The sequence below is a fragment of the Salipiger sp. genome, assembly GCF_059781815.1.
On sequence record NZ_JBYNAH010000005.1, the window covers coordinates 1 to 24,379 of the forward strand.

The following is a 24,379-nucleotide window of genomic DNA, read 5'->3' on the forward strand; positions in this document are numbered from 1 at the left end:
GCGCGGTGCCGGGCCTGCTCGCCGGGGCGCTGGAGCGGGGGGTGCGCATCGTCGCCGCCCGCGACGGCTGCTGCCCGGCGAGCCGGGAGCGCCTTGCGCGCGGATGGAACAAGAGCGCGGCCGCCGAGGCGCAGGCCGCGCAGCATCTGGGCCAGCTCGAGACCCTCGGGGTCGAGCTGGTCTGGGCCTCGCAACTCGACGGCGCGGTGGCGGGTGGGGCCGCCCCTGCGCCGGTGCCCCCGGACCCCGCCCCCGCTGCGCCGGAACCGCGCGGCGGCGGGGTGTTCGGCTGGGCCGATGCGAAGGCCTTTGAGGACGAGGAAGTGCGGCTGCAGAGGGGCGTGCTGGTCACGCCGCTGGCGGCCGAGGAATTGCGGGCCCGCCACGTGCGGCTCGTGCGGGTGTGAAGGAGAGCGACATGCATCTGGGACGCGTCATCGGAACCGTCGTCTCGACCAGCAAGGACCCGAGCCTGTCGGGTTCGAAACTGCTGATCGTCGCGCGGCTCAACGAGCAACAGGAGCGCGACGGCTTCACCGAGATCGCCGTCGACACCGTGGGGGCCGGCCATGGCGAGCTGGTCATCGTGACCGCCGGCAGCGCCGCGCGGCAGGCCGGGACGCTGGGCGGCTCGGTGGCCGATGCCAGCATCGTCGGCATCGTCGACACGGTCGAGACACACTGAGAGGAGGGCGCGACATGCAGACCGCAGAGCTGATCGACCGCCTTCTCGGAGACGCGCTGGCCACGGGGGCGCAGGGCCCGGTGACGCTGGCCGAGGCGCTGCGGCTCGCCGCCCGCGCCGAGGGCAAGGCGGCAGAGATCGGCGTGCCGGTCTCGGTCGCGGTGGTCGATGCGGAGGGCGCGGAGCTGCTGTTTCACCGCATGGCGGGCAGCCTTCCGGCCAGCGCGCCGCTCGCCCGCGACAAGGCCTGGAGCGCCGCCGCCTTCCGCATGAGCACCGAGGCGCTGGGCCATCAGGCGCAGCCGGGCGGGATGCTTCCCGGCGTGGAGACGAGCTGCGGCGGCCGCGTGGTGCTCTTCGGGGGCGGGCTGCCGCTCTTGCGGGGCGGGCGGATCGCCGGGGCCATCGGCATCAGCGGCGGCACGGTGGCGCAGGATATTGAGATCGCCGCCCATGCGCTGGGCGGAATTTTCGAACAGGCGGGCTGAGGCCCGGAGACGGAGTGGAACGATGAACGACGCAGATATCAGCAAGACAGTCGAAGCCTTCCTCGGAGGGCGCGACACCGCGGTGCTCGAGAAGCCTCCCGTCGCCGCAGCCCCAGTTTCGTCAGTGGCCCCGCCCGCCGTGCCTGAGCCGATAGCCGAGCGCGATCTGGTGGCCGAGATCCTCGCCGGGATCGCCGCCAAGACGCCCGGCCAGACGCCCGCCCAGATTTCGCCCGAGACACCGGCAAAACCCAGACGCGCCTTCGAGCCGGGCAGCAAGGGCTGCACCTGGGAGGCCGCCAAGGCCGAGGCCCCGGACCTGGTGTCCGAGGTGCTGACACGGGTGCTCAATGCGCAGGGCGCCGAGGACGAGCTGCCGCTCCCCGAGAGCCTTGCGGCCTCCTTTGAGGCGATCTCGGAGACCGGCTTTACCGCGCTTGGCGATGGCGTCTTCGCCACCATGGACGAGGCCGTCGAGGCGGCGGATGCGGCGCAGAAACAGTATCTCTTCTGCTCGATGGCGGCGCGGCAGCGCTTTGTCGACGGCATCCGCGAGGTGGTTCTCGCGCCCGCGATGCTCAACCGGCTGGCGCGCATGGCCGCCGAGGAGACCGGCATGGGCAACGCCGCCCACAAGGTGATCAAGAACCGCCTCGCCGCCGAAAAGACGCCCGGCACCGAGGATCTGACCACCGATGCCTGCACCGGCGACAGCGGCCTGACGCTGGTCGAGTATTCGGCCTATGGCGTGATCGGCGCGATCACCCCCACCACAAACCCGACCGAGACCATCATCTGCAACGGCATCGGCATGCTGGCCGCCGGCAACTCGGTGGTGTTCAGCGTGCACCCGCGCGCCACCAAGGTCTCGCTGATGCTGATCAAGCTGCTCAACCGCAAGCTCGCGGCGCTGGGCGCGCCGGAGAACCTCATCGTCACGGTGCAGAAACCCTCGATCGAGAACACCAACGCCATGATGGCCCATCCCAAGGTGCGGATGCTGGTCGCCACCGGCGGCCCGGGCATCGTGCGCGCGGTGATGGCGAGCGGCAAGAAGGCCATCGGCGCCGGCGCCGGCAACCCGCCGGTGGTGGTCGACGAGACCGCCGATCTCGACAAGGCGGCGCAGGACATCGTCAACGGGTCGAGCTTTGACAACAACCTGCCCTGCATCGCCGAGAAGGAGGTGATCGTCGTCGAGCAGGTGGCCGATTACCTCGTGGCCCAGATGCAGAGCCGGGGCGCCTATCTGGTTTCCGATCCGGCCCTGATCCGCAAGCTCGAGGAGACCGTGCTCAACGACAAGGGCGGCCCGGCCACCGATTGCGTCGGGAAAAGTGCGGCGCACCTGCTGGAAAAGGTCGGCATCAAGGCCGGCCACGACGTCAAGCTGATCCTGATCGAGCTGCCGAAGACGCACCCCTTCGTGCAGGAGGAGCTGATGATGCCGATCCTTCCGGTGGTGCGCGCGCCCAGCGTCGACGAGGCCATCGACCTCGCTGTCGAGCTCGAGAAGGGCAACCGCCACACCGCGATGATGCATTCGACCAACGTGCGCAAGCTGACCAAGATGGCCAAGCTCATCCAGACCACCGTCTTCGTCAAGAACGGGCCGTCCTATGCCGGGCTCGGGGCCGGGGGCGAGGGCTTCAACACCTTCACCATCGCGGGTCCGACCGGCGAGGGGCTGACCTCGGCCAGATCCTTTGCCCGCAAGCGGCGCTGCGTGATGTGCGAAGCGCTCAACGTGCGCTGAGGGCCGGGCGAGAAGAGAGAAGAGACGGGAGAGCGACCATGAACATGCGGATCATCAACGCACCGCAGGAGGGCGTGCTCGACATGCTGAAACGGCGTGTCGCCCCGCACACCCGCAAATGGGTGGAAGAGCACCACATCTCGGCCATCGGGATGGTGCAGGCCAGCGTGCCCGACCTCTTCTACTACTCCGACATCGCGCAGAAGGCCTCGGACGTGTTCACCGTCGAGCTGTTCGGGACCTGCCCGCAAACCACCACGACCCTTGCCGTCTTGGGAGAGACCTCCGCCGTGAAGGCGGCGATGGAGGCCATCGAGGCAGGGCAGTCGGCCGGGTTCTGACCCTTCGCGGGGCAGCGGCCGCCAGAGACAGAAAAAGGACGCATCATGACCGACACCGACTATGACTGCGAAGGCATCGTCTTCGACATCCAGCGCTACTCCATCCACGATGGCCCCGGTGTCCGCACGATCGTCTTTCTCAAGGGCTGCCCGCTGCGCTGCCGCTGGTGCTCGAACCCGGAAAGCCAGGCGCCGGAGCCCGAGCTCTTCTACCGCGATGCCAGCTGCATCAAGTGCGGCGGCTGCAAGCCGGTCTGCCCGGTGCAGGCGCTGTCGCGCGACAATCCAGGCTTTGTGGATCGCGATGCCTGCCTGAAATGCGGCCAGTGCGCCGCGGTCTGCCCGACCGAGGCGCTGACCCTCACCGGCAAGCGCATGAGCGTGCAGCAGGTGATGCAGGAGCTGCGCAAGGACGCCACGCAATACCGCCGCTCGGGCGGTGGGGTCACGCTCTCTGGCGGCGAGCCGCTGTTTCAGCACCGCTTCGCCCGCGAGCTGCTCAAGGCCTGCCACGAGCAGGGCTGGAACACCGCGATGGAGACCACCGGCTATACCAGCCGCGAGATCGTGCGCGATGTGATCCCGCATGTCGATCACGTGCTGATGGACCTCAAGGCGATCGACCCGAAGGTGCACAAGGAGAACACCGGCGTCGACAACCGCATCATCCTCGAGAACGCGCTGGCGATCTCGGAGATCAGCCACACGGTGGTACGGGTGCCGGTGGTGCCCGGGGTCAACGACACGCCCGAGGCGGTCGCGGCGGTGGGGGCCTTTGCCAAGCTGATGCACGGCGTGGGCGAGGTCCACCTGCTGCCCTACCACACCTTCGGCGAGAACAAGTACGCATTGCTCGGCCGCGACTACCCGATGGGCGACACGCCCAACCTGAGCGCCGCCGACATCGCGCCGCTGGCGGCGGTGGTCGAGGGCATGGGTCTCGACTGCGTCGTCGGGGGCTAGGGAAGGGGAGGCCGAGATGAGCACCTACACCACATCCGAGTCGGTGACCGAGGGCCACCCGGACAAGGTCTGCGACCAGATCTCCGACGCCATCCTCGACGCCTATCTCGCCCGCGATCCGCTGGCGCGGGTGGCGGTCGAGACGCTGGCCTCGGGCAACACGGTTCACATCGCCGGCGAGGTCACGGCCAAGGCGCATGTGGAGATCGCGCCGCTGGTGCGCGGCGTGCTGCGCGAGATCGGCTATGACGACCCGGCGCTGGGCTTCGACGCCGAGGGCTGTTTCATCCTGACCGACCTGCACGAGCAGTCACCAGACATCGCGCAGGGCGTGTCGCGCAGCACGGCGCTGGGCGCCGGCGATCAGGGCGTGTTCTACGGCTATGCCTGCGACGAGACGGTCTCGCTGATGCCGGCGGCGATCCACTATGCCCACCGGCTGACCGAGGCGCTGGCGGCGGCGCGGCACGAGGGCCGGCTGCCCTGGCTGCGGCCCGATGGCAAGGCGCAGGTGTCGTTCCGCAACGACGCCGATGGCCAGCCCTGCGAGCTCACAAGCCTCGTGGTCTCGACTCAGCACGCCGAGGAGGTCACGCGCGAGGAGATGGTGCGCGGGCTCTTGGCCGAGGTCATCGTGCCGGTGATGGGGCCGTGGCTGCGCCATGACACGCGGGTTCTGATCAATCCCACGGGGCGCTTCGTGCGCGGCGGGCCGGCGGCGGATACCGGGGTGACCGGGCGCAAGATCATGGTCGACACCTATGGCGGCATCGGCCGCCACGGCGGCGGCGCCTTCTCGGGCAAGGACGCCACCAAGGTCGACCGTACCGCCGCCTACATGGCGCGCTACATCGCAAAGACCGTTGTGGCGGCGGGACTTGCACGAAACTGTGAAGTGTCACTGGCATTTGCGATAGGTCAGTTTCTGCCGGAGATGGTGGATGTAAAGATTCACCCAGAGTGCGGAATCGACGTCGACACACTCGCGCAGGTCATCCGGGAGGTGTTTCCTCTGTCGGTCTCCGGCATGATCGAAACCCTCGACCTGCGCCGACCCAATTTCCGCAGAACCGCAAGCTACGGCCATTTCGGCCGTGAGGATGAGGGGTTCCGATGGGAATGGACGGATCGGACATCGGCGTTGCGCAGCGCTCTGGAACGGGCGGCGGCGCGCAATGGGACTTCGATCTGTCGCAAGTCGCTCTCCCGGTGCAACGGCCGGGATGTTCGACCGACGGCTCCCGCCGAAAGCGTCTGGCAGATCTGATGAGCGTCGCGACGCTGCAGAAGATCCAGGACAATTTCAGCGCGGCGGTCGGGGCGGCGATGGTGATCGTGGGACCGGACGGGGAACCTGTAACCGAGCCAAGTGGGTTTACCTCGTTCTGTGCCGCGATCCGGAGCCGCCCCGGCTGGCGGGAGCGCTGCTGCCACTGCGACTCTGTCGGTGGCCGTACCGCCCTGTCGAACGGCGAGCCCTGCATCTACAAATGCCATTGCGGGCTGGTGGATTTCGCCGCCCCGATCACCATCTGCGGCGAGTATCTCGGCGCGGTGATCTGCGGCCAGATGAACCTCGTGGAGGATGGCTCGGCGCCGAAATTCATGGACCTGTCGGAGCTCTTCCCGACCGAGGAGGCCTGGCGCCGCGATGACGAGCTGCTGCGGATGTTCCGCGAGATCGGCACCATCTCCTACGACAAGCTGCGCGCCGCGGCCTATTCGCTGTATTACATCTCCTCCTACATCGTCGAGGAAAGCTACCGTAACAGCGTCTCGGAGGAGCTCTACCGCAACAAGCTGCGGCTGATGGAGGAATCCAAGCGCCGGGCCGAGCTCGAGGGATCGCTGCGCGAGGCCGAGCTGCGGGCGCTGTCCTATCAGGTGAACCCGCATTTCCTGTTCAACGTGCTCAACACCATCGGGCGGCTGGCGCTGATCGAGGGGGCGGAAGAGACAGAAACCACGGTGCAGGCCTTCGCCGACATGATGCGCTATATCCTGCGCAAGAGCGGCGCGCCGTTGGTGCCGCTTTCAAGCGAGATCGAGCATGTCGAGAACTACCTCTACCTGCTGACCCTGCGGCTGGGCGACCGCTTCGATTTCGAGATCGTGGCGGGCGAGGGGACGGGCGCGGTGCTGTGCCCGTTCATGGTGCTGCAGCCGATCGTCGAGAACTGCATCAACTACGCCATCGAGCCGCGCGAGAGCGGCGGGGTGATCCGCATCGAGGCCCGGCGCGAGGGCGATGACGTGCTGGTCGACATTATCGACAACGGCGAGGGCATCTCGCCAGAGCGCAAGGCCGCGGCGCTGGCGGGCAACGCGGGGGGCGACGAGCGCAAGAGCATCGGCATCAGCAATGTCGACAGCCGGATGCGGCATTACTTCGGAGAGGATCACGGGCTGGAGATCGTCAGCCCGCACGCGGACGGGCGCGGTACGCTGGTGCGGCTGCGCATTCCCGCCGATTTCGACCCCGCGGCGACTCCGCTGCCGCTGTGATCGCGGCGCCCCGACCGGGGCGCGACAGGAAAGAGAGCAAACCCATGTTCAACATCGTCATCGTCGAAGACGAGGAGCTGGAGCGGCGGGCGCTGCGCAAGATCCTCGAGGACAGGCTGGAGGGCGCGCAGGTCATCGGCGAGGCGCGCAACGGCAACGAGGCGGTCGCGCTGCTCGACACCCGCGAGATCGACCTGATGCTGCTCGACATCCGCATCCCGCGCCCCAACGGCATCGAACTGATGCAGATGGTGCGCGACCGCGGGCTGGCGACAAAGATCATCATCCTCACCGCCTACGATCACTTCGACATCATGAAGGAGGCGATCCACCTCAAGGCCGACGAATTCCTGCTCAAGCCGATCCGCACCGAGGATTTGCTCAAGGCGGTGAGCGGCTGTCTTGGCAGCCTTCCAGAAAAGGCCAGTGCTGCGGCACAGGCGCCGGTGGCGGACCGGGTCGGCGAGCTGATCGACGCCAACGATTACCGCGAGTGCCTGGCCCTGCTGCGCCACAAGGTGGAGAGCATCTATGCCCGCGAGGGCGTCGTGCTGCGCCGCGAGGTGCGCGAGTTGCTCGGAGAGCTGGCGGCGATGATCCGCACGCGCGGGCTCGACCTGCCCAGGGGGCTGGAGCGCAAGCTCGCAGAGCTCGATCAGCGCAATCTCGACCTGCACAGCCATTATCAGGTGCAGGAGCTGGTGTTCCAGATCGCCGACGTGCTGTTCGAGGTGACCGAGCCCGGCGGCGCGCACGCCGCCAACCGCATCGCCGAGGTGCTGAACTATATCGAGCGCAACCTGCACAAGGGCGTCACGCTCGAGGATGCGGCGGAGTTCGCCCGGATCAGCCCGTGCTATCTCAGCCGGCTGTTCCGCAAGGAGATGGACACCACCTTCATCGCCTATGTGAAGACGCAGCGCATCGAGCGCGCCAAGGTTCTGCTGCGCGACAGCGACCTGCCGGTGGGCAATGTCTCGCTCGACCTGTCGTTCAACGACGCGAACTATTTCTGCAAGGCGTTCAAGAAGGAGGTCGGTCTGTCGCCGTCGGAGTATCGCCGGCAGGCACTGCGCGAGCGCGTCGCCTGAGCGCCGGCGTCAGAGCGTGCTCGACGCGCTCTCGCCGCGCAGCTTGTTGACCAGGTCGACCAGCTCGACCAGCGAGCGGATCTCGAGTTTTTCGAGGATACGGGCGCGGTGATGGTCGACGGTGCGCGGGCTGATGCCAAGCGAATTGGCGATCTCCTTGCTCGACACTTCTGCCGGGTTGGTGAGCATGCGCTTGACGATCTCTTCCTCGCGGGCGGTCAGCCGGTTGAACCGGGCCTGCAGAGCGCGCCGCATCTCGAGCGCCTCGCGCTTGGCTGAGGCGATCCCGAGCGCGGTCTCGATGCGCTCGACCAGCACCGACTGACGGAACGGCTTTTCAAGGAAATCGACCGCGCCGGCCCTCATCGCCTGCACCGACTCCGGCACCCCGCCATGGCCGGTGATGAACACCACTGCCAGCGGGCTGCCCTGCCCGTTGAGAAGCGCCTGCAATTCGAGCCCGCTCATCCCGGGCATGCCGTGATCCAGCACCAGACATGCAGCCTGCTCGCCATCATAGGCGGCGAGAAACTCGCGCCCGGAGGCAAAGGCCTCGACCTCGAAGCCGCGCTGCGTGAGCGCGCGGGTCAGCGAGGTGCGAATGTCCTGATCATCATCGACGATGAAGATCATCTGGTTGCTGTCACGCATTGAAAACCGAAACCCGAATTACGAGGAAGCGCGGGAAAATATTGCGCTTCACGAAGATATCACTGTGGAATGTCAGGTTTTTCAAGCGCACGCAACTGGCGCGGGCGCGATTGCAACCGGGTGCATCCGGGCGGACACGCCCCGGATTTCCGCCATTCAAAGCGCTTTCAGGATGTCGAATTCGCGGCGTTGACGGTGAAGCGGAAACAGGCGCCGTGCGGATCCGATCGCTCATGCCAGAGGCGGCCATCATTGGCCTGCACAATTGATTTGCAGATCGACAGGCCAAGGCCCATGCCGCTGGGCTTGGTGGTCTCGAAATCGGTGAACAGGTTGATATCGGGCGACACGCCGGGGCCGGTATCGGCCACGGTCACAAGCACCTGCTTGCCAAGCCTGTGCGCCCTGACGGTGACCCGGCGCTCGCCTTCGGTGGTCTCGGCCACCGCCTCGATGGCGTTGCGCAGCAGGTTCACCAGAACCTGCGCGATCTGCAGGCGGTTGGCGTTGACGAGCGGCAGGTCGTCGAGCTCGGTGGTGATGGTCACGCCGGCGGCGCGCGCTTCGGCGATCACCAGCCGCTGCGTCTGGGCGACCAGTTCGGCAAGGTCGAAATCGGTGCGGATGCCCTCGTCGCGGCGGATGAAGGCGCGCAGGGCGCGGATGATCTCTCCGGCCCGCACCGACTGCTCGGCGATCTCCTCGAGGGTGGCGCGCAGCTCGGAATCGACGGCACTCATCTGGTCGACCGCGTAGAGCGCGCTGTCGGCGTTCTGCACGATCGCGGTGAGCGGCTGGTTGAGCTCGTGCGCCAGACCGGCGGCGACCTGGCCCATGGTGTTGTCGCGCGACAGGTTCGACAGGTCCTTGCTGAGCTCGGCGATCTGCTCCTCGGTGTGCTTGGCCTGGGTGATATCGTCCATGGTGAGCACGAAATGCAGCGGGCGACCCTGCTGGTTGAAGATCAGGATGGCGTTGAGCGCCGTCCAGATCGCCGCGCCGCCGCGCCGCACGCAGCGCAGTTCCTGGTTGATCTCGCGGGGGCGGTCGCCGTCGTCGCCATCGAACAGGCGGAAGGGCGGATCGTCGGGATGGATCAGGTCCGAGATCGCCATGTCGTGCAGCGCCTCGGCGCTGTAGCCGGTGATCTCGCAGAACCGTTCGTTGACGCGCAGGAAGCGGCCGGTGCTCGCGTCGATCTGGGCCATGCCGCGCGACGACAGCGCGAACGTGCTGCCGTATTCCATCTCGGTCTCGCGCCGGGCGGCGATCTGCTGCATCAGCGTCTCGTTGGCGTTCTCGAGCTCCTGGTAGGTCTTGGGCAGCGGCTCGGAAGGATCGAGTTCGCCCTGCGAAATCAGCGCCGAGCGCACCGCGAAGGCGCGCACGGGTTTGTAGATGAAGTTGGCGAGCGCCAGCCCACAAAGCCCGGTGATCGCCGCGACCACCACCGCGATCCAGATATTGGTCAGGCGGTTTTCCTTGATCACCTCGGTGAAGTCGCTTTCGAGCGCATAGGCCGCGATGGTCCAGGGCAGGTGCTCGCTGATCGGCGGCATGACCACCGCCACGTAAGTCTCGCCGCCATAGCGGAACTGCGACAGGGTCTCCTCTTCGACCGCGGCCACGCCGTTTTCCATGACCTGCGCAAAGGCGGCGCGGGCGATCGGGTCCTCGAACTGGCGGATGTCGACGAAACGCAGCGATCCGTCGGCATCCTTGGTCTTCAGCAGCTCCTGATTGGGATGCGCCAGCACGTCGCCATTGCGGTGGATGATCAGCGCCCGCCCGGTGCTGCCGATGCGCAGACGGGCGAGGAAATCCGAGATGTCGCTGATCTCGATATCGACGCCGACGATGCCGCGCACGCTGTCGGGACCGTCCATCACCGGCGAGGCCAGCGTGATGCCGGGCTGTTGCGAGGAAAAGAAGATGTAGGGATCGGTCCAGATCGTGGTGAGCTGCTGGCGGGCGCGGATGTACCACGGGCGCTTGCGCGGATCGTAGGGGTCGTCGGGGTCGAGACGACGCTCGATCACCCTGAACTCGTCGTCGCGCCAGATCAGCTCGGTGGTGCGCTGGTCGCCCTCGACGCGGATGATCTTGGTCCGGAACGGGCCGGGGCCGTCATCGGCGCGCATGACATAGACGAAATCGCCATCCTCGCTGCCGTGATAGACGCCGGCGAATTGCGGTGCGAGCTGGAGCTGCTGGAACAGCAGCTGCTCGAGCAACTCGGGCACGTCGCTGGCGATCACGCGGTCCTGCGCCAGCCGGGCCGAGAGCTCGGCGGCGCCGCGCGCCGGGCTCAGGAAGCCGCGCGAATGCTCGATGGTGTTGGTGCCGACATCGCTCAGGAGGTCACGGGCGTGGTCCAGCAGGGCGCGTTCCGAGGTCACATAGGAGGAGAACACCACCGCCAGCACGGCGACGAACTGCAGCCCGGCAAGGCCGACCGCCAGCAGTGCTCCCAGTGAAACGCGCATACCATCCCCGTGCCAGATTTCCGCAGGCTGGCCGGAGGCTTACCCGCCCCGCAGTCTTTCCACAAAGGGGCGTTTCGGGCAACAACCCAAGGCGTTTCCGCACATAGGCAAAATTACGCAGGCAATCACGCGAATTCCATCTTTTTTCCATTTATGAGAGCTTAATCAGCGTCGAGACAGGGAAGCATCGAGTTCCCGTCGTCATCTCTGGATCGGCAATATTTTTTAAAGTTGTTTAACGGCGTTAGTGAGTGGCGCTTATAGTATTCTGTTTCAGCAAGGACCGGCGTCAAATATCCCCATCTGGCGCCGGTTTCCTTTTGAAAGACCCGCTCTGTCCCTGCGGCGGGATTGGATTTCTGGCGCAGGAAATGAGCGTTTCTTTATGCGGACATCTGATCGAATTTAACGTCGGAAAAACCCAGAATTGGGGATTTCAGAAACTGAGGTTTCTCAAGGCCATGCTGACGCGCAGGCCACGGGATCTCATTCGAAACAGTCGTCGCGCCCGTCGCGCTGGATCGTTGCGGCACCGTCTCGGATCTGTTTCGCGCGGCGTTGCACGAAGTTCGACGGGTGCGACGCCGAACGGCCCTTCGGATCGGGCAGGATCGCCGCGAGCATCGCAGCCTGCACGGCGCTCAGCTTGTCGGGCGCCACGCCGAAATAGGTCTGTGCCGCGGCTTCAACCCCGAAGACGCCCTCGTCGAACTCGGCCACGTTGAGATAGACCTCGAGAATGCGGCGCTTGGGCCAGACCGCCTCGACCAGCGGTGTCATCATCGCCTCGAGCGCCTTGCGCAGCCAGCTCCGGCCCTGCCAGAGATAGACGTTCTTCACCGTCTGCTGCGAAATCGTCGAGGCGCCGCGGTTGCCGCCGTCTTCGATGGCCTCGCGGATTGCCTTCATGTCGAAGCCCCAATGAGTGCAGAAATTCGCATCCTCCGCCGCCACCACCGAGCGCAGCATCACCGGAGCGATCTCGTCGGCGTCGACCCAGACCTGATCGACCGGCATCCCGAGCCGCTTGCCCTCTGACCACATGGTGAAGGTGGTCGGCGGGTTTACCACGCGAAAGAGCACCACAAGCAGCAGAACCAGAGCCACACCCACGAGCGTCAGGCGGAAAGCCTGCCGCATCAGCCAGCGCAGCGGGCGGAACGGCCGCTTCGGCCCCGCGACGGCCTTGCGCAGGGAGGAGTCGCTGGTCTGCTTCGCGCCGGTCTTCTTTGAGGTGGTTTTCTTTGCTGCTCGCGCCATGGATCATGGTCTACACGGGCGGACTCTTTCGGGGAAGCACTGTTCGCGAAAAGGGCCCGGTACGCCCGAACGTACCGGACCCGGGACCGCCTTTGTGCGGCAAAGTCGGTCCTGTCACTCGTACCCGTACACCACGCTGTGTTCCGGGAGGTCCGGAACAGTTTCCGTTATCGCACGCCATTGCGACCCTACTGAGAGGAGAATGAGGCGTCCGCTGGGCGGCCCTCATGCCAAGCCATTGAAAATACGAAAACGCCCGGGGGAGGCCCGGGCGTTTTTTTGTTTCCATGTCGGATCGGCTTACTCGGCCGGAACCGCGACGCTGTCCTCGATTCCCAGCGGGTGGGCGATCTTGTTGAGCATCTCCTTGGGGCAGACCTGCAGGAAGTTGCCCTTCTCGAGCTCCCAGTGCTGCAGGATGTCCTGCGCCTTGCGGCTCTTGGTCTCGGCGACGTGGCGCTCGATCAGGTCCTTGAGCTGGCCTTCCCAGTGCTCCTGAGTGACCGGGCAGGTGACGAGGCTTTCCATGTTCATCATGTCCTGCGCCTTGCCCTCGGGGTCGTAGAGATAGGCCATGCCGCCGGTCATGCCGGCACCGAAGTTGGCGCCGATCGGTCCGAGGATCACTGCCACACCGCCGGTCATGTATTCGCAGCCGTTGGAGCCGCAGCCCTCGACCACCACCTTGGCGCCCGAGTTGCGCACCGCGAAGCGCTCGCCGGCGCGGCCGGCAGCGAAGAGGTGACCATCGGTGGCCCCGTAGAGCACGGTGTTGCCGATGATGGTGTTCTCTTCCGCCTTGAGCGGCGACATCATCGGCGGGCGCACCACGATCAGACCGCCCGACAGGCCCTTGCCGACATAGTCGTTGGCATCGCCCGAGACCTCGATCTTGAGGCCCGGCGCCGCGAAGGCGCCCAGCGACTGGCCGGCGGAGCCGGTCAGCTTGACGTGCAGGTGATCGGGCTGCAGCGCGTTGCGCATGCCGAACTTCGACACGATATGCGACGAGGTCCGCGTGCCCACCGTGCGGTGCGTGTTCTGCACCGCGTAGGAGAGCTGCATCTTCTCGCCATCCTCGAGGAAGCGGTGGCCGTCGCGGACGATCTCGGCATCGAGCGTATCCGGCACGGCGTTGCGGTCCTTGTAGCGGTCGTAGACGATGTCGTCGGCGCCATCGACGCGGATCAGCAGCGGGTTGAGGTCGAGATCGTCGAGATGCTCGGCCCCGCGCGAGACCTGGCGCAGCAGGTCGGCCCGGCCGATCACGTCATTGAGGCTGCGCGCGCCGATGGAGGCAAGGATCTCGCGCACCTCGGTGGCGTAGAAGGTGATCAGGTTGACCACCTTGTCGGCATTGCCGGTGAACTTGCCACGCAGCTCCTCGTCCTGGGTGCAGACGCCCACCGGGCAGGTGTTCGACTGGCACTGGCGGACCATGATGCAGCCCATGGCAATCAGCGCGGCGGTGCCGATGCCGAACTCCTCGGCGCCCATCATCGCGGCCATGACGATGTCACGTCCGGTGCGAAGGCCACCGTCGGTGCGCAGCGTGACGCGGTCCCGCAGCTTGTTCATCGCCAGAACCTGATGCGCCTCGGTGAGGCCCATCTCCCAGGGCAGACCGGCATACTTGATCGAGGTCGCGGGCGACGCGCCGGTGCCGCCATTGTGGCCCGAGATCAGGATCACGTCGGCCTTGGCCTTCGCAACGCCTGCGGCGATGGTGCCGACGCCCGAGGAAGCCACCAGCTTCACCGTCACCTTGCAGCGCGGGTTGATCTGCTTGAGGTCGTAGATCAGCTGCGCAAGGTCTTCGATCGAGTAGATGTCGTGGTGCGGCGGCGGCGAGATCAGCGTCACGCCCTTGGTCGAGTGACGCAGACGCGCGATCAGGTCGGTGACCTTCATGCCCGGAAGCTGGCCGCCCTCGCCGGGCTTGGCACCCTGGGCAACCTTGATCTCGAGCTCTTCGCAATGGTTCAGGTACTCGGCGGTGACGCCGAAGCGGCCCGAGGCCACCTGCTTGATCTTGGCCGAGGGGTTGTCGCCGTTGGGCTCGGGCACGAAGTGTGCCGGATCCTCGCCGCCCTCACCGGAGTCCGACTTTGCGCCGATGCGGTTCATCGCGACGTTGAGGGTCTTGTGCGCCTCGGGCGACAGCGCGCCCAGCGACATGCCCGGGGTGACAAAGCGCTTGCGGATCGAGGTGATGCTCTCGACTTCCTCGATCGGGATCGCCTTGCCGAGCGGCTTCACGTCGAGCAGGTCACGCAGGTGGATCGGCGGGTTGGCCCGCATCGCCTTGGAATAGGTCTTCCACAGCTCGTAGGAGGCCTTGTTGCAGGCGGCCTGCATGAGGTGCATGGTCTGCGCCCCCCAGGCATGGGTCTCGCCCGACTTGCGCGCCTTGTAGAAGCCGCCGATCGGCAGCACGTCGCGGCCGCCCTGGAAGGCGAGCTCGTGGATTTCCTCGGCCTTGGTCTGGATGCCGTGCACACCGATGCCCGAGATCCGGCTCAGCATGCCGGGGAAATACTCGGCGCACATGGCGCGCGACAGGCCCACGGCCTCGAAGTTGAGACCGCCGCGATAGGACGAGATCACCGAGATGCCCATCTTGGCCATGATCTTGAGCAGGCCCTGGTCGATGGCCTCGCGGAAGCGCGCGACGTTCTCGGTCAGCGAGCCGTCGAGCAGGCCGCGGTCGATGCGGTCGGCCAGGCTGTCCTCGGCGAGGTAGGGGTTCACGATGGTCGCGCCGCAGCCCACGAGGACGGCGAAGTAATGCGGGTCGATGCACTCGGCCGAGCGGACGCCCAGCGAGCAGAAGGTGCGCAGGCCCTTCTTGGTCAGCCACGAATGCACCGCCGAGGTGGCGAGGATCATCGGCATCGCGACCTTGTCCTCGGACTGGTGCTGGTCGGTGAGCACAAGGTGCCCGCCGCCCGAACGCACCGCGTCCTCGGCCTCGTTGCGGATGCGCGCCAGCGCCTCGCGTAGCGCGCCTTCGCCGCCATCGACGGGGAAGGTACAGTCGATCTCGATCATGCCGGCGTTGAAGTGCCCCTTCAGCGCCTCGAACTGGGCGTTGCCGACAAACGGGCTCTCGAGCACGAGGATCTCGGTCTGCGAGGAGGATTCATCGAGCACGTTCTTGAGGTTGCCGAAGCGCGTCTTGAGGCTCATGACGCGGAATTCGCGCAGAGAGTCGATCGGCGGGTTGGTGACCTGGCTGAAGTTCTGGCGGAAGAAGTGGCTCAGGGGGCGGTACTTCTTGGACAGCACCGCAGAGGGCGTGTCGTCGCCCATCGAGGCCAGCGCCTCCTTGCCGTCCTCGGCCATCGGCGCGAGGATCTGCTCGAGCTCCTCGATCGAGTAGCCCGCCGCGATCTGGCGCTTGCGCAGCTCGGCACCGCTGAAGACCGGCTTCTCGGTGACGCCGGCCAGCGCCTCGTCGAGATCGGTGATCTTGCCGACCCACTCGCCGAACGGCTGCGAGGCCGCCAGACGGTCCTTGATCTGGGTGTCGTGGTAGAGCTTGCCCTCTTCCATGTCGACGGCGATGAGCTGGCCCGGGCCAAGCGCGCCCTTCTCGCGGACGGTGCCCTCGTCGACGGGCACCATGCCCGCCTCGGAGCCCGCGATCAGCAGGTCGTCGCCGGTCACCACATAGCGCATCGGGCGCAGGCCGTTGCGGTCGAGACCGCCGCAGACCCAGCGGCCATCGGTCATCGCCAGCGCGGCGGGGCCGTCCCACGGCTCCATCACCGAGTTGACGTAGGAATACATGTCGCGCCACGCCTGCGGCAGCTCGACCGCCTGCTTGGACCACGATTCCGGGATCAGCATGGTCTTGGCCATCGGCGCGTTGCGCCCGGCGCGGACCAGCACCTCGAACACCGCGTCGAGGGCGGCGGAGTCGGACGCGCCGCTGGCGATGATCGGCTTGATGTCCTCGGCCATGTCACCAAAGGTCGACGAGGCCATGCGGATCTCGTGGCTCTTCATCCAGTTGGTGTTGCCCTTCAGCGTGTTGATCTCGCCGTTATGGGCGAGCATGCGGAAGGGCTGGGCCAGCCACCATTGCGGGAAGGTGTTGGTGGAATAGCGCTGGTGGTAGATCGCGAAGGCGGATTCAAAGCGCTCGTCCTGCAGGTCGGGATAGAAATCCGCCACCTGCTCGGCCAGCATCATGCCCTTGTAGATGATCGAGCGGCAGGACAGCGAGGCGATGTAGAGCTCGTTGATGCCGGCGGCGGCGGCGGCCTTCTCGATGCGGCGACGGATGACGTAGAGCTCACGCTCGAAGGTCTCCTCGTCGACGCCCTTGGCGTTCGAGATCAGGATCTGCTCGATCTCCGGACGCGTCGCGTTGGCCTTCTCGCCGAGGCAATCCACGTTCACCGGAACGTGGCGCCAGCCGTAGATGTAGTGGCCCATGCGCAGGACCTCGGTCTCGACGATGGTCCGGCAGGTTTCCTGCGACCCGAAGTTGGTGCGCGGCAGGAAGACCTGGCCCACGGCCATCAGCTCGCCCTTGCGCGGTGCGTGGCCGGTGCGGTCGATCTGGTCGTAGAAGAACGAGACGGGGATCTGCACGTGGATGCCGGCGCCGTCGCCGGTCTTGCCGTCGGCGTCGACGGCGCCGCGGTGCCAGATCGCCTTCAGCGCGGTGATGCCTGCCTCGACAACCTTGCGCGACGGCTTGCCGTCGATGGACACCACGAGGCCCACGCCGCAGGACGAATGCTCATGCTCCTCGCGGAACATGGCGTTCTCTTCCATCCATTTGCGCTTGGCTTCCTCGGCGGCGGCCCAGTTCTGGTCGTAAGTGGTCATGGTCAAGCCTCCTTGATCAATGCTGCGGGTGATCGTGGCCGGCACCATCGTGCCCCCCGGTCCCGCCGCCATATCCGCGCAGACGCGCGTAAGTCTCTTTCTGGTCGTCGCTCAGCAGCGGCGTCACCGCGAGATGCGCCGCAAGATGCACCTCGCGCAGCCGCGACAGCGCCCCGGCCGAGCTTTGCAGCAGGGCGGCGAGCATGTCGGGCTCGGCGTGACCGGCGCGGAACATCTTTGTCAGATGCTCTTCGCTGGCGACGTATTCGGCGCCGGCACTCATCGCCGCACGCTTCATCTCGTCAAAGATCGCCTGCACCGAGGCGGTCTGTTCGTCTGTCAGTTCCAGCTGCGCGGCCAGCTCCAGCACGTGGGCCGGACCGGGATAGCCGTTGAGCTCGGCGGGCTTGGCCAGCCCCCAGCCCTCGCCCGCGAGGATCGCCGCGATGTCGTCCTCGCTCAGCGAGGCGATGTCGCGGGTCTCCTGCCCGGCATAGGGCTGGATCTCGGCGGCGGCGGGCGCGGCCAGCAGCGCGACAAACGCCAGGGGGGGCAGGGCGCGGATCATGCGCCGTCCACCTGCACGCCGTACTTGGTCAGCGTCTCGGCGCGGGTCATCCGCGCATGGTCGCCCTGCAGCGCCCAGCAGTCGGGCTTCTGGTCGGCGAAGATCTCGCGCTCGAGCACCAGCCCGTCGGCATCGTCGAGCAGGCCGATGGTGATCTCGTAATCGCCGGCGCCGTCGACGCCCTTGTCGTAGCGATACCAGAGCACCGAGCCGCAGCTGCCGCAGAATTCACGGCTGGCCCAGTCGGAGGAACGGAAGGCGCGGATGCTCGACGCGTCCTCGATCGCCATGTCGGCGACCGGCACGGTGACGGCGAACAGCGCCGAGCCCGCCCAGCGGCGGCACTGCTCGCAATGGCACACGCCGAAGCCGCCCATCGACTTCGCCGTGAAGCGCACCGCGCCGCACATGCATCCGCCTGTCCGTCCGGTCATCACCTTGTCCTCTGGCATGGCGCATCGGTCCATCCGACGCGCCGGCTTGCGGGGCGCGCCACGACGGCGCGCGCCCGGGATCACTCTGCCGCGACGGCGGCGGTCTTGTTGAAGTCCTGCAGCACGTGCTCGGCGCAATCGCGGCCGTCGCGGATCGCCCAGACCACGAGGCTGGCGCCGCGCACGATGTCGCCCACGGCATAGACGCCGGGCAGGGCGGTGCGACCGGAGGTGAACTCGGCCTTGATGGTGCCCCAGCGGGTCACTTCCAGCTCGGGCGCGCCCCACAGCGTCGGCAGCTCTTCGGGCTCGAAGCCAAGCGCCTTGATCACCAGATCGGCGGGCTCTTCATAGTCGGAGCCTTCGATCAGCTCGGGCGACTGGCGGCCCGAGGCGTCGGGCAGGCCGAGGCGCATCTTCTGCACCAGCACGCCGGTCACCGGATCGCCCATGAAGCCTTTGGGTGCGGTCAGCCACTCGAACTGCACGCCTTCTTCCTCGGCGTTCTGGGTCTCGCGCTGCGAGCCGGGCATGTTGGCGCGGTCGCGGCGATAGAGACACTTCACGCTCTCGGCGCCCTGGCGGATCGCGGTGCGGACGCAGTCCATCGCGGTGTCGCCGCCGCCGATCACAACGACCTTCTTGCCCTTGGCGTTGAGCTCGCCGCTCTCGTATTCCGGCACGCTGTCGCCGAAGTTGGCGGTACGGTTCGAGGCGGTGAGATAATCGATCGCCTTGACGATGCCCTTGGCGCCGGCGCCGGGGCCGCGCAGGTCGCGCGACTTGTAGACGCCGGTGGCGATGATTACCGCGTCATGCTGCTCGCGGATGTCCTCGAAGGACATGTCTTCGCCCACGGTGCAGTTCATCACGAAGCGGACGCCGCCGTCCTCGAGCTGCTTCATGCGGCGCATGACGATTTCCTTCTCGAGCTTGAAGCCCGGGATGCCGTAGGTCAGCAGGCCGCCGCCACGGTCGTAGCGGTCATAGACCGTCACCTGCACACCGGCGCGGCGCAGCATGTCGGCGGCGGCGAGGCCGCCGGGGCCGGCACCGATGATGCCGACGCTTTCCTTGCGCTCCTGCGCCGGGGCGGCGGGCTTGACCCAGCCGTTCTCCCACGCGGTGTCGGTGATGTATTTCTCGACCGAGCCGATGGTGACGGTGCCGTGGCCCGACTGCTCGATGACGCAATTGCCTTCGCAGAGACGGTCCTGCGGGCAGATGCGGCCGCAGATCTCGGGGAAGGTGTTGGTCGCCTGGCTGACCTCGTAGGCCTCCTCGAGGCGGCCGGTCGCGGTCAGGCGCAGCCAGTCGGGGATGTTGTTGTGCAGCGGGCAGTGCGACTGGCAATAGGGCACGCCACATTGCGAGCAGCGGCTCGCCTGTTCCGTCGCTTTCGCGTCGGCAAATTCTGCATAGATCTCGTCGAAGTCCTTGTTCCGGACATCTGCCTCGCGTTTCTCGGGCATGTCCCGCTCGATCTTCACGAATTTGAGCATCGGCTGCTTCGCCATGTTCCTGGGTCTCCGAACAAGTCCTTGGGTCGGGCTTCAATACTGAAAGCTGAAATGAAAGAAAAGTCAGAAAGACTGACCTATATTCGCTTTATTTTGCGAACGCGACTCGGCACACAGCATTCTTGGATGAAAACTGAGTAACAAACCGGACCTAATTGCCGCTTTTCCCCTTGAAACAAGGGCGTTATAGAAACGGTGTGAGGCTAGCCGGAGGTTAACGCCCATGCCAATGCTGCAGCTCATCCTGCTGGCCCTGATACAGGGCATTACCGAGTTTCTGCCCATTTCCTCCTCAGGTCACCTGATTCTTCTGCCGAATCTCACCGGTATGGCCGACCAGGGGCAGGCGATCGACGTCGCCGTGCATGTCGGCACGCTGGCCGCCGTGGTGCTGTATTTCTGGCGCGACGTGCGCGTCGCGGCGCTTGGCACCGTCGACCTGATCCGCGGTCAGCGCCAGACTCCGGGGGCGCGGCTGGCCTTCGGGCTGATCATCGCCACCATCCCGGTGATCATCGCGGGGCTCCTGATGAAGATCACCGGGCTCGACGAGGCGCTGCGCTCGGTCGCCGTCATCGGCTGGACGATGCTGGGCTTCGGCCTCGTGCTTTACTGGGCCGACCAGCGCGGGCCGGTGCACAAGGAAGAGCAGGACTGGGGTGCCATGGATGCGCTGAAGATGGGCCTCTGGCAGGTGGTGGCGCTGATCCCGGGAACCTCGCGGTCAGGCATCTGCATCACCGGCGGGCGCTTCATGGGCTACAACCGCCACGACGCCGCCAAGATCTCGATGCTGATGTCGATCCCGACCATCCTCGCCTCCGGTGCGCTGCTTGGGGTCGAGGTCGCCTCCGAGGCCGACGCGCAGGTCGCCATCGACGGTCTGATCGGCGCGGTCTTTGCTTTTGGCGCGGCGCTGGCGGCGTTGACGCTGATGATGCGCCTGCTGCACTCGGTGAGCTTCACGCCCTACGTGATCTACCGCGTCATCCTTGGCGCGGGGCTGCTGATCTACGCCTATTCCTGAACCGGCCCGGCCCGGGAAAGAAGGTGGCCCCGGAGTTTGGGGGACTCCGGGGCCGGTAGATGCGCCGACTCGCGGTCGGTAATTGACCGCTGGGGACAGGGTTGCCGACGCATTCGCGCGTTTTCAGGCAGCGAGCACACGCTTCAGAATCCTGCTAATTCAAGCGGCTCAGGGTTGGCAATGGTGCTGTGATACCGCGCGCGGAAACCCGCCGTCGTGGAATCGCAGGCGCGCGAATTCCCGCTCAAGTTTTGCCGATCAGGCGCTATACACGGTGATAGGGGCTTCCGGCGAGGATGGAGGCTGCCCGATAAAGTTGCTCTGCGATCATCACGCGCACGAGCATGTGGGGCCAGACCATCTGTCCGAAGGACAGCGCCATGTCGGCTTCTGCACGCAGCGACGGGTCGATGCCGTCGGCGCCGCCGATCACGATGGCCAGGTCCTGGGTGCCGGTGTCGCGCCAGCGGCCCAGCGTGTCGGCGAAGTCGGGTGAACTCATCAGCTTGCCGCGTTCGTCGAGGATGCAGAGCCGCGCGCCCGAGGGCAGGGCGCGGCGCAGCAGATCCGCCTCGGCGGCCATACCGCCGCCCTTGCGGTCGTCGACCTCCACCACGCGCACCGGGCCAAGCCCGAGCGCGCGACCGGTGCGGTCGAATCTCTTCAGGTAATCGTCAACAAGCTCGCGTTCGGGGCCGGCCCGAAGGCGCCCGACGACGCAAAGATGTACCCGCATGAGGCCGTGTCAGGCCATGGTCTGCGCGGTCTTGCCCAGCGGCATCCACATCTTTTCAAGCTGGTAGAACTCGCGGACCTCGGGGCGGAAGACGTGGACGATGACATCGCCCGTGTCGACCAGAACCCAGTCGCCGGTGTCCTGACCTTCGATTTTCGGCAGCACGCCAAGATCATGCTTGAGATCCTCGACGAGCTTCTCGGCGATCGAGACAACCTGACGCGAGGACCGGCCCGAGCAGATCACCATGTGATCGCACACGGAGGTCTTGCCGCGCAGGTCGATCTGCACGACGTCTTCCGCCTTGTTGTCATCGAGGCTTTCGAGGATGCGCGCGAGAATCTGCTCGCTCGTGACCTCGGATTGGGGCAGGCCGTTCATCGGTGCCCCCGGCTTTGCGGCACCGGCCGCACTGGCAGTAAGTGACAGGACATTGTCCTCCTTGGTTGCAAGCGCCGAAAGCCACCCCGGCGCCGGGCGTGCCTTTACGATAACATCGGAGTCGCAAAATCTCAATGATCGCAGGGCAGCGCACCGCTTAACGCCGCTGCCGCCGCGCTTCAAGCCCGCATCATGGGCGCGTCACGCGCCCGTCATGCACCCCATGGGATCCACACCGTCTTGACCTCGGTGGCGGCCTCGAGGAAGGCGCGGCCCTCGCCGTCGGCGCCCATCCAGTCGCGGTCCTGGGCGTAATTCACCCAAGTGCGCTTGAGGTTGCCGGCCGCGCCGCGCTCGATCTCTGCCGAGAGATCGCTGCCCGAGAAGCTCCAGACCGCTTCGATATCCATGTGGCTTGCCATGGTGGGCGCCAGCTCCGCATGGCTGCCGGTGAGGATGTTGACCACGCCGCCGGGCACATCGGAGGTCTCGAGCACCTGGTAGAATTCCGTGGCGGCGAGCGGGAAGGGCTCGGAGGCCACGAGAATCGCCCGGTTGCCCATCGCGATGGCCGGGGCCATCAGCGAGACGAGCCCGAGCAGCGGGAAAGCGTCGGGGCAGAAGCCGCCAATCACGCCGCAGGGCGCGCGCATGGCCAGCGCCGCGCCGCGCAACGGCACGTTGGCGATGCGGCCGTCGAACTTGTCGGCCCAGGCGGCATAGGTGAAGAGCCGCTCGACGGATTTTTCGACCTCTTTCGCGCCGGTGCGGGCGCCGGTCATGCGGTCGATGGTGGCGGCAAACTCCTCGGCGCGGGCCGAGAGGTTCTCGCCGATATAGTAGATCACCTGCGCGCGATTGTGGGCGCTGGCCGAAGACCAGGCGGAGGCCCCGCGCGCCGCCTCGACAGCGTTGCGGATGTCCTTGCGGTTGGCGAGCGGCGCCTGCCCGATGAGCTTGCCGCGCCGGTCGTTGACGGCGCGGGCATAGCCGCCATCGGGGCGCGCCTGCTTGCCGCCGATATAGAGCTTGGCGGTGCGGTCGACCGGCTGCGGCTCGGCCTCGTCGCCGTGGAACGGCGCGATGGGCTTGAGCGGTTTGGGTTTGCGGCTCTCGCGGGTGTAGGCCTGCAGCCCCTCCGGGCCGCCCTCGCGGCCAAAGCCGCTCTCGCGCAGCCCGCCGAAGGGGGCGGCGGCGTCAAACATGTTGGAGCCGTTGACCCAGACCACGCCGGCGGCGAGCTTGGGGGCGATGTCGAGCGCGGTGTTGATGTTCTCGGACCAGACGCTGGCGGCGAGGCCGTAGCGCGTGTTGTCGGCCATCTGCACCGCCTCGGAGGGGGTGCGGAAGGTGGCCGAGACCAGCACCGGGCCGAAGATCTCATCCTGCATCAGTCTTGAGGCCGGCGACAGGCCGGAGATCAGCGTCGGCGGGTAGTAGCAGCCCTCGGGGCAGGCGCCCGGCTGGAATATCTCGCCGTCGCTGTCGCTCACCATCGCGGCGATGCGGTCGCGCTGGACGGGGTCGACGATGGCGCCCACGTCGATGCATTTGTCGAGCGGGTTGCCGATGCGCAGCTTCTCCATCCGCGCCTTGAGCTTGGCGTGGAAGCGCTCGGCGATGCCCTCCTGCACCAGCAGGCGCGAGCCGGCGCAGCAGACCTGCCCGCCGTTGAACCAGATGGCGTCCACCAGCCCCTCGACGGCGCTGTCGAGATCGGCGTCCTCGAAGACGATGTAGGGCGACTTGCCGCCGAGCTCGAGGGTCAGCGCCTTACCGCTGCCGGCGGTGGCTTCGCGGATCTTGCGGCCCACTTCGGTGGAGCCGGTGAAGGCGATCTTGTCGACCTCGGAGGCCGTGATCATCTCGCCCACGGCACCGTCACCGGTGACGATGTTGACGACCCCCTTGGGCAGGCCGGCCTGACGGCAGATATCGGCGAAGAGCAGCGCGGTGAGCGAGGTCCATTCGGCGGGTTTCAGCACCACGGTGTTGCCCATGGCGAGCGCCGGCGCGACCTTCCACGCCAGCATCAGCAGCGGGAAGTTCCAAGGGATGATCTGGCCGCAGACGCCGAGCGCCTCGCGCCCCGGCATCTCGCTCTCCATCAGCTGGGCGTGGCCGGCGTGGTGATAGAAGTGGCGGGCGACGAGGGGGATGTCGATGTCGCGGCTCTCGCGGATCGGCTTGCCGTTGTCGAGCGTCTCGAGCACCGCGAAGAGCCGCGCGTGCTTCTGCACCAGCCGGGCGATGGCATAGAGGTGACGGGCGCGACCCGGGCCGCCGAGCCGCTCCCACTTGCCCTGCGCCGCGCGGGCGGCAGAGACGGCGGCGTCGACATCGGCCTGTGTGGCCTGCGTCAGGCTCGCCAGAACCTCGCCGGTGGCCGGGTTGCGGCTCTCGAACGTGTCACCGGGGGCGGTGAAGGCGCCGTCGATGAAATGGCCGAAGCGATCGCCCTGATCGACGAGCCAGGTGAGGGCCTCGGCGGCGCTTTCGGGGGCGGGACCGTATTCCATGCTCTCGAAGATCTCTTTCACGCTCATGCCGGGGCTCCTTCCTCTAAGGGATGTGGCCAGTGTTAGACCGTGTCAGCCGCGCGAGGGAAAGGAAAATCCCGCTCCCCGCGCGGCGCGCCGTGGCGT

The 24,379-nt window shown here is 66.6% G+C and carries 19 protein-coding genes and 1 pseudogene; 10 read left to right on the forward strand and 10 right to left on the reverse strand.

Going from position 1 to position 24,379, the window contains the following annotated elements; all coding sequences use genetic code 11:
• The 9 genes and pseudogenes from AC6RA4_RS01035 to AC6RA4_RS01075 all read left to right on the forward strand — a co-directional run.
• A pseudogene (locus AC6RA4_RS01035) lies at positions 1 to 407 on the forward strand (hypothetical protein); the annotation flags it as partial.
• An 11-nt stretch (positions 408 to 418) separates the two neighbouring features.
• A complete protein-coding gene (locus AC6RA4_RS01040; protein ID WP_222602337.1) occupies positions 419 to 685 on the forward strand; it encodes a EutN/CcmL family microcompartment protein in 267 nt (88 codons plus the stop codon).
• Between the two features lie 14 nt (positions 686 to 699).
• A complete protein-coding gene (locus tag AC6RA4_RS01045; RefSeq protein ID WP_500156529.1) occupies positions 700 to 1,173 on the forward strand; it encodes a GlcG/HbpS family heme-binding protein in 474 nt (157 codons plus the stop codon).
• Between the two features lie 22 nt (positions 1,174 to 1,195).
• On the forward strand, positions 1,196 to 2,929 hold the full coding sequence (locus tag AC6RA4_RS01050) for an aldehyde dehydrogenase family protein (protein WP_500156531.1): 1,734 nt from the start codon (positions 1,196 to 1,198) through the stop codon (positions 2,927 to 2,929).
• A 38-nt stretch (positions 2,930 to 2,967) separates the two neighbouring features.
• Positions 2,968 to 3,270, forward strand: a complete 303-nt coding sequence (locus tag AC6RA4_RS01055) for a BMC domain-containing protein (protein ID WP_222602334.1) — start codon at positions 2,968 to 2,970, stop codon at positions 3,268 to 3,270.
• Between the two features lie 45 nt (positions 3,271 to 3,315).
• Entirely contained in the window at positions 3,316 to 4,233 is a 918-nt protein-coding gene (locus tag AC6RA4_RS01060) for a glycyl-radical enzyme activating protein (protein ID WP_500156533.1), read from the forward strand.
• 16 nt (positions 4,234 to 4,249) lie between these two features.
• Positions 4,250 to 5,500: a methionine adenosyltransferase gene (metK, locus tag AC6RA4_RS01065; protein WP_500156535.1), complete on the forward strand. Its 1,251-nt coding sequence runs from the start codon at positions 4,250 to 4,252 to the stop codon at positions 5,498 to 5,500.
• Positions 5,500 to 6,738 carry a sensor histidine kinase gene (locus AC6RA4_RS01070; protein WP_500156537.1) on the forward strand — a complete coding sequence of 413 codons (1,239 nt, stop codon included), beginning with the start codon at positions 5,500 to 5,502 and terminating at the stop codon, positions 6,736 to 6,738. Before metK ends, AC6RA4_RS01070 begins: the two co-directional genes overlap by 1 nt.
• A 44-nt stretch (positions 6,739 to 6,782) precedes the next feature.
• Positions 6,783 to 7,829 (forward strand): response regulator, encoded by a 1,047-nt coding sequence (locus tag AC6RA4_RS01075; protein ID WP_500156539.1) that lies wholly within the window; start codon positions 6,783 to 6,785, stop codon positions 7,827 to 7,829.
• Between the two features lie 9 nt (positions 7,830 to 7,838).
• Here AC6RA4_RS01075 and AC6RA4_RS01080 read toward each other — a convergent pair whose 3' ends face one another.
• The 7 genes from AC6RA4_RS01080 to AC6RA4_RS01110 form a co-directional block, all read right to left on the reverse strand.
• On the reverse strand, positions 7,839 to 8,480 hold the full coding sequence (locus AC6RA4_RS01080) for a response regulator transcription factor (RefSeq protein ID WP_500156541.1): 642 nt from the start codon (positions 8,478 to 8,480) through the stop codon (positions 7,839 to 7,841).
• Positions 8,481 to 8,647: 167 nt separating this feature from the next.
• Positions 8,648 to 10,966 carry a sensor histidine kinase gene (locus AC6RA4_RS01085; RefSeq protein WP_500156543.1) on the reverse strand — a complete coding sequence of 773 codons (2,319 nt, stop codon included), beginning with the start codon at positions 10,964 to 10,966 and terminating at the stop codon, positions 8,648 to 8,650.
• Between the two features lie 486 nt (positions 10,967 to 11,452).
• A complete protein-coding gene (gene mtgA / locus AC6RA4_RS01090) occupies positions 11,453 to 12,226 on the reverse strand; it encodes a monofunctional biosynthetic peptidoglycan transglycosylase (RefSeq protein WP_500156545.1) in 774 nt (257 codons plus the stop codon).
• Positions 12,227 to 12,526: 300 nt separating this feature from the next.
• Positions 12,527 to 17,068: a glutamate synthase large subunit gene (gene gltB, locus AC6RA4_RS01095; RefSeq protein WP_500156547.1), complete on the reverse strand. Its 4,542-nt coding sequence runs from the start codon at positions 17,066 to 17,068 to the stop codon at positions 12,527 to 12,529.
• 16 nt (positions 17,069 to 17,084) lie between these two features.
• Positions 17,085 to 17,636 carry a Spy/CpxP family protein refolding chaperone gene (locus AC6RA4_RS01100; RefSeq protein ID WP_500156549.1) on the reverse strand — a complete coding sequence of 184 codons (552 nt, stop codon included), beginning with the start codon at positions 17,634 to 17,636 and terminating at the stop codon, positions 17,085 to 17,087.
• A complete protein-coding gene (locus AC6RA4_RS01105) occupies positions 17,633 to 18,070 on the reverse strand; it encodes a GFA family protein (RefSeq protein WP_500156550.1) in 438 nt (145 codons plus the stop codon). The genes AC6RA4_RS01100 and AC6RA4_RS01105 overlap by 4 nt, the downstream gene beginning before the upstream one ends.
• An 80-nt stretch (positions 18,071 to 18,150) precedes the next feature.
• Positions 18,151 to 19,587 carry an NAD(P)-dependent oxidoreductase gene (locus AC6RA4_RS01110; protein WP_500156552.1) on the reverse strand — a complete coding sequence of 479 codons (1,437 nt, stop codon included), beginning with the start codon at positions 19,585 to 19,587 and terminating at the stop codon, positions 18,151 to 18,153.
• 226 nt (positions 19,588 to 19,813) lie between these two features.
• Between AC6RA4_RS01110 and AC6RA4_RS01115 the strand changes: the two genes are divergently transcribed.
• Positions 19,814 to 20,617: an undecaprenyl-diphosphate phosphatase gene (locus tag AC6RA4_RS01115; protein ID WP_500156554.1), complete on the forward strand. Its 804-nt coding sequence runs from the start codon at positions 19,814 to 19,816 to the stop codon at positions 20,615 to 20,617.
• Positions 20,618 to 20,882: 265 nt separating this feature from the next.
• Here the strand turns inward: AC6RA4_RS01115 and rlmH are convergent, their stop codons facing one another.
• The 3 genes from rlmH to AC6RA4_RS01130 all read right to left on the reverse strand — a co-directional run bounded on the left by rlmH (position 20,883) and on the right by AC6RA4_RS01130 (position 24,280).
• Positions 20,883 to 21,353 carry a 23S rRNA (pseudouridine(1915)-N(3))-methyltransferase RlmH gene (gene rlmH, locus AC6RA4_RS01120; RefSeq protein ID WP_500156555.1) on the reverse strand — a complete coding sequence of 157 codons (471 nt, stop codon included), beginning with the start codon at positions 21,351 to 21,353 and terminating at the stop codon, positions 20,883 to 20,885.
• Positions 21,354 to 21,362: 9 nt separating this feature from the next.
• The gene (gene rsfS, locus AC6RA4_RS01125) at positions 21,363 to 21,734 is read right to left on the reverse strand and encodes a ribosome silencing factor (RefSeq protein WP_500156557.1); all 372 of its coding nucleotides are present in this window, start codon (positions 21,732 to 21,734) and stop codon (positions 21,363 to 21,365) included.
• A gap of 212 nt (positions 21,735 to 21,946) precedes the next feature.
• Complete coding sequence (locus AC6RA4_RS01130) at positions 21,947 to 24,280, reverse strand: aldehyde dehydrogenase family protein (RefSeq protein ID WP_500156559.1); 2,334 nt, start codon at positions 24,278 to 24,280, stop codon at positions 21,947 to 21,949.
• Between the last annotated feature and the right edge of the window lie 99 nt (positions 24,281 to 24,379).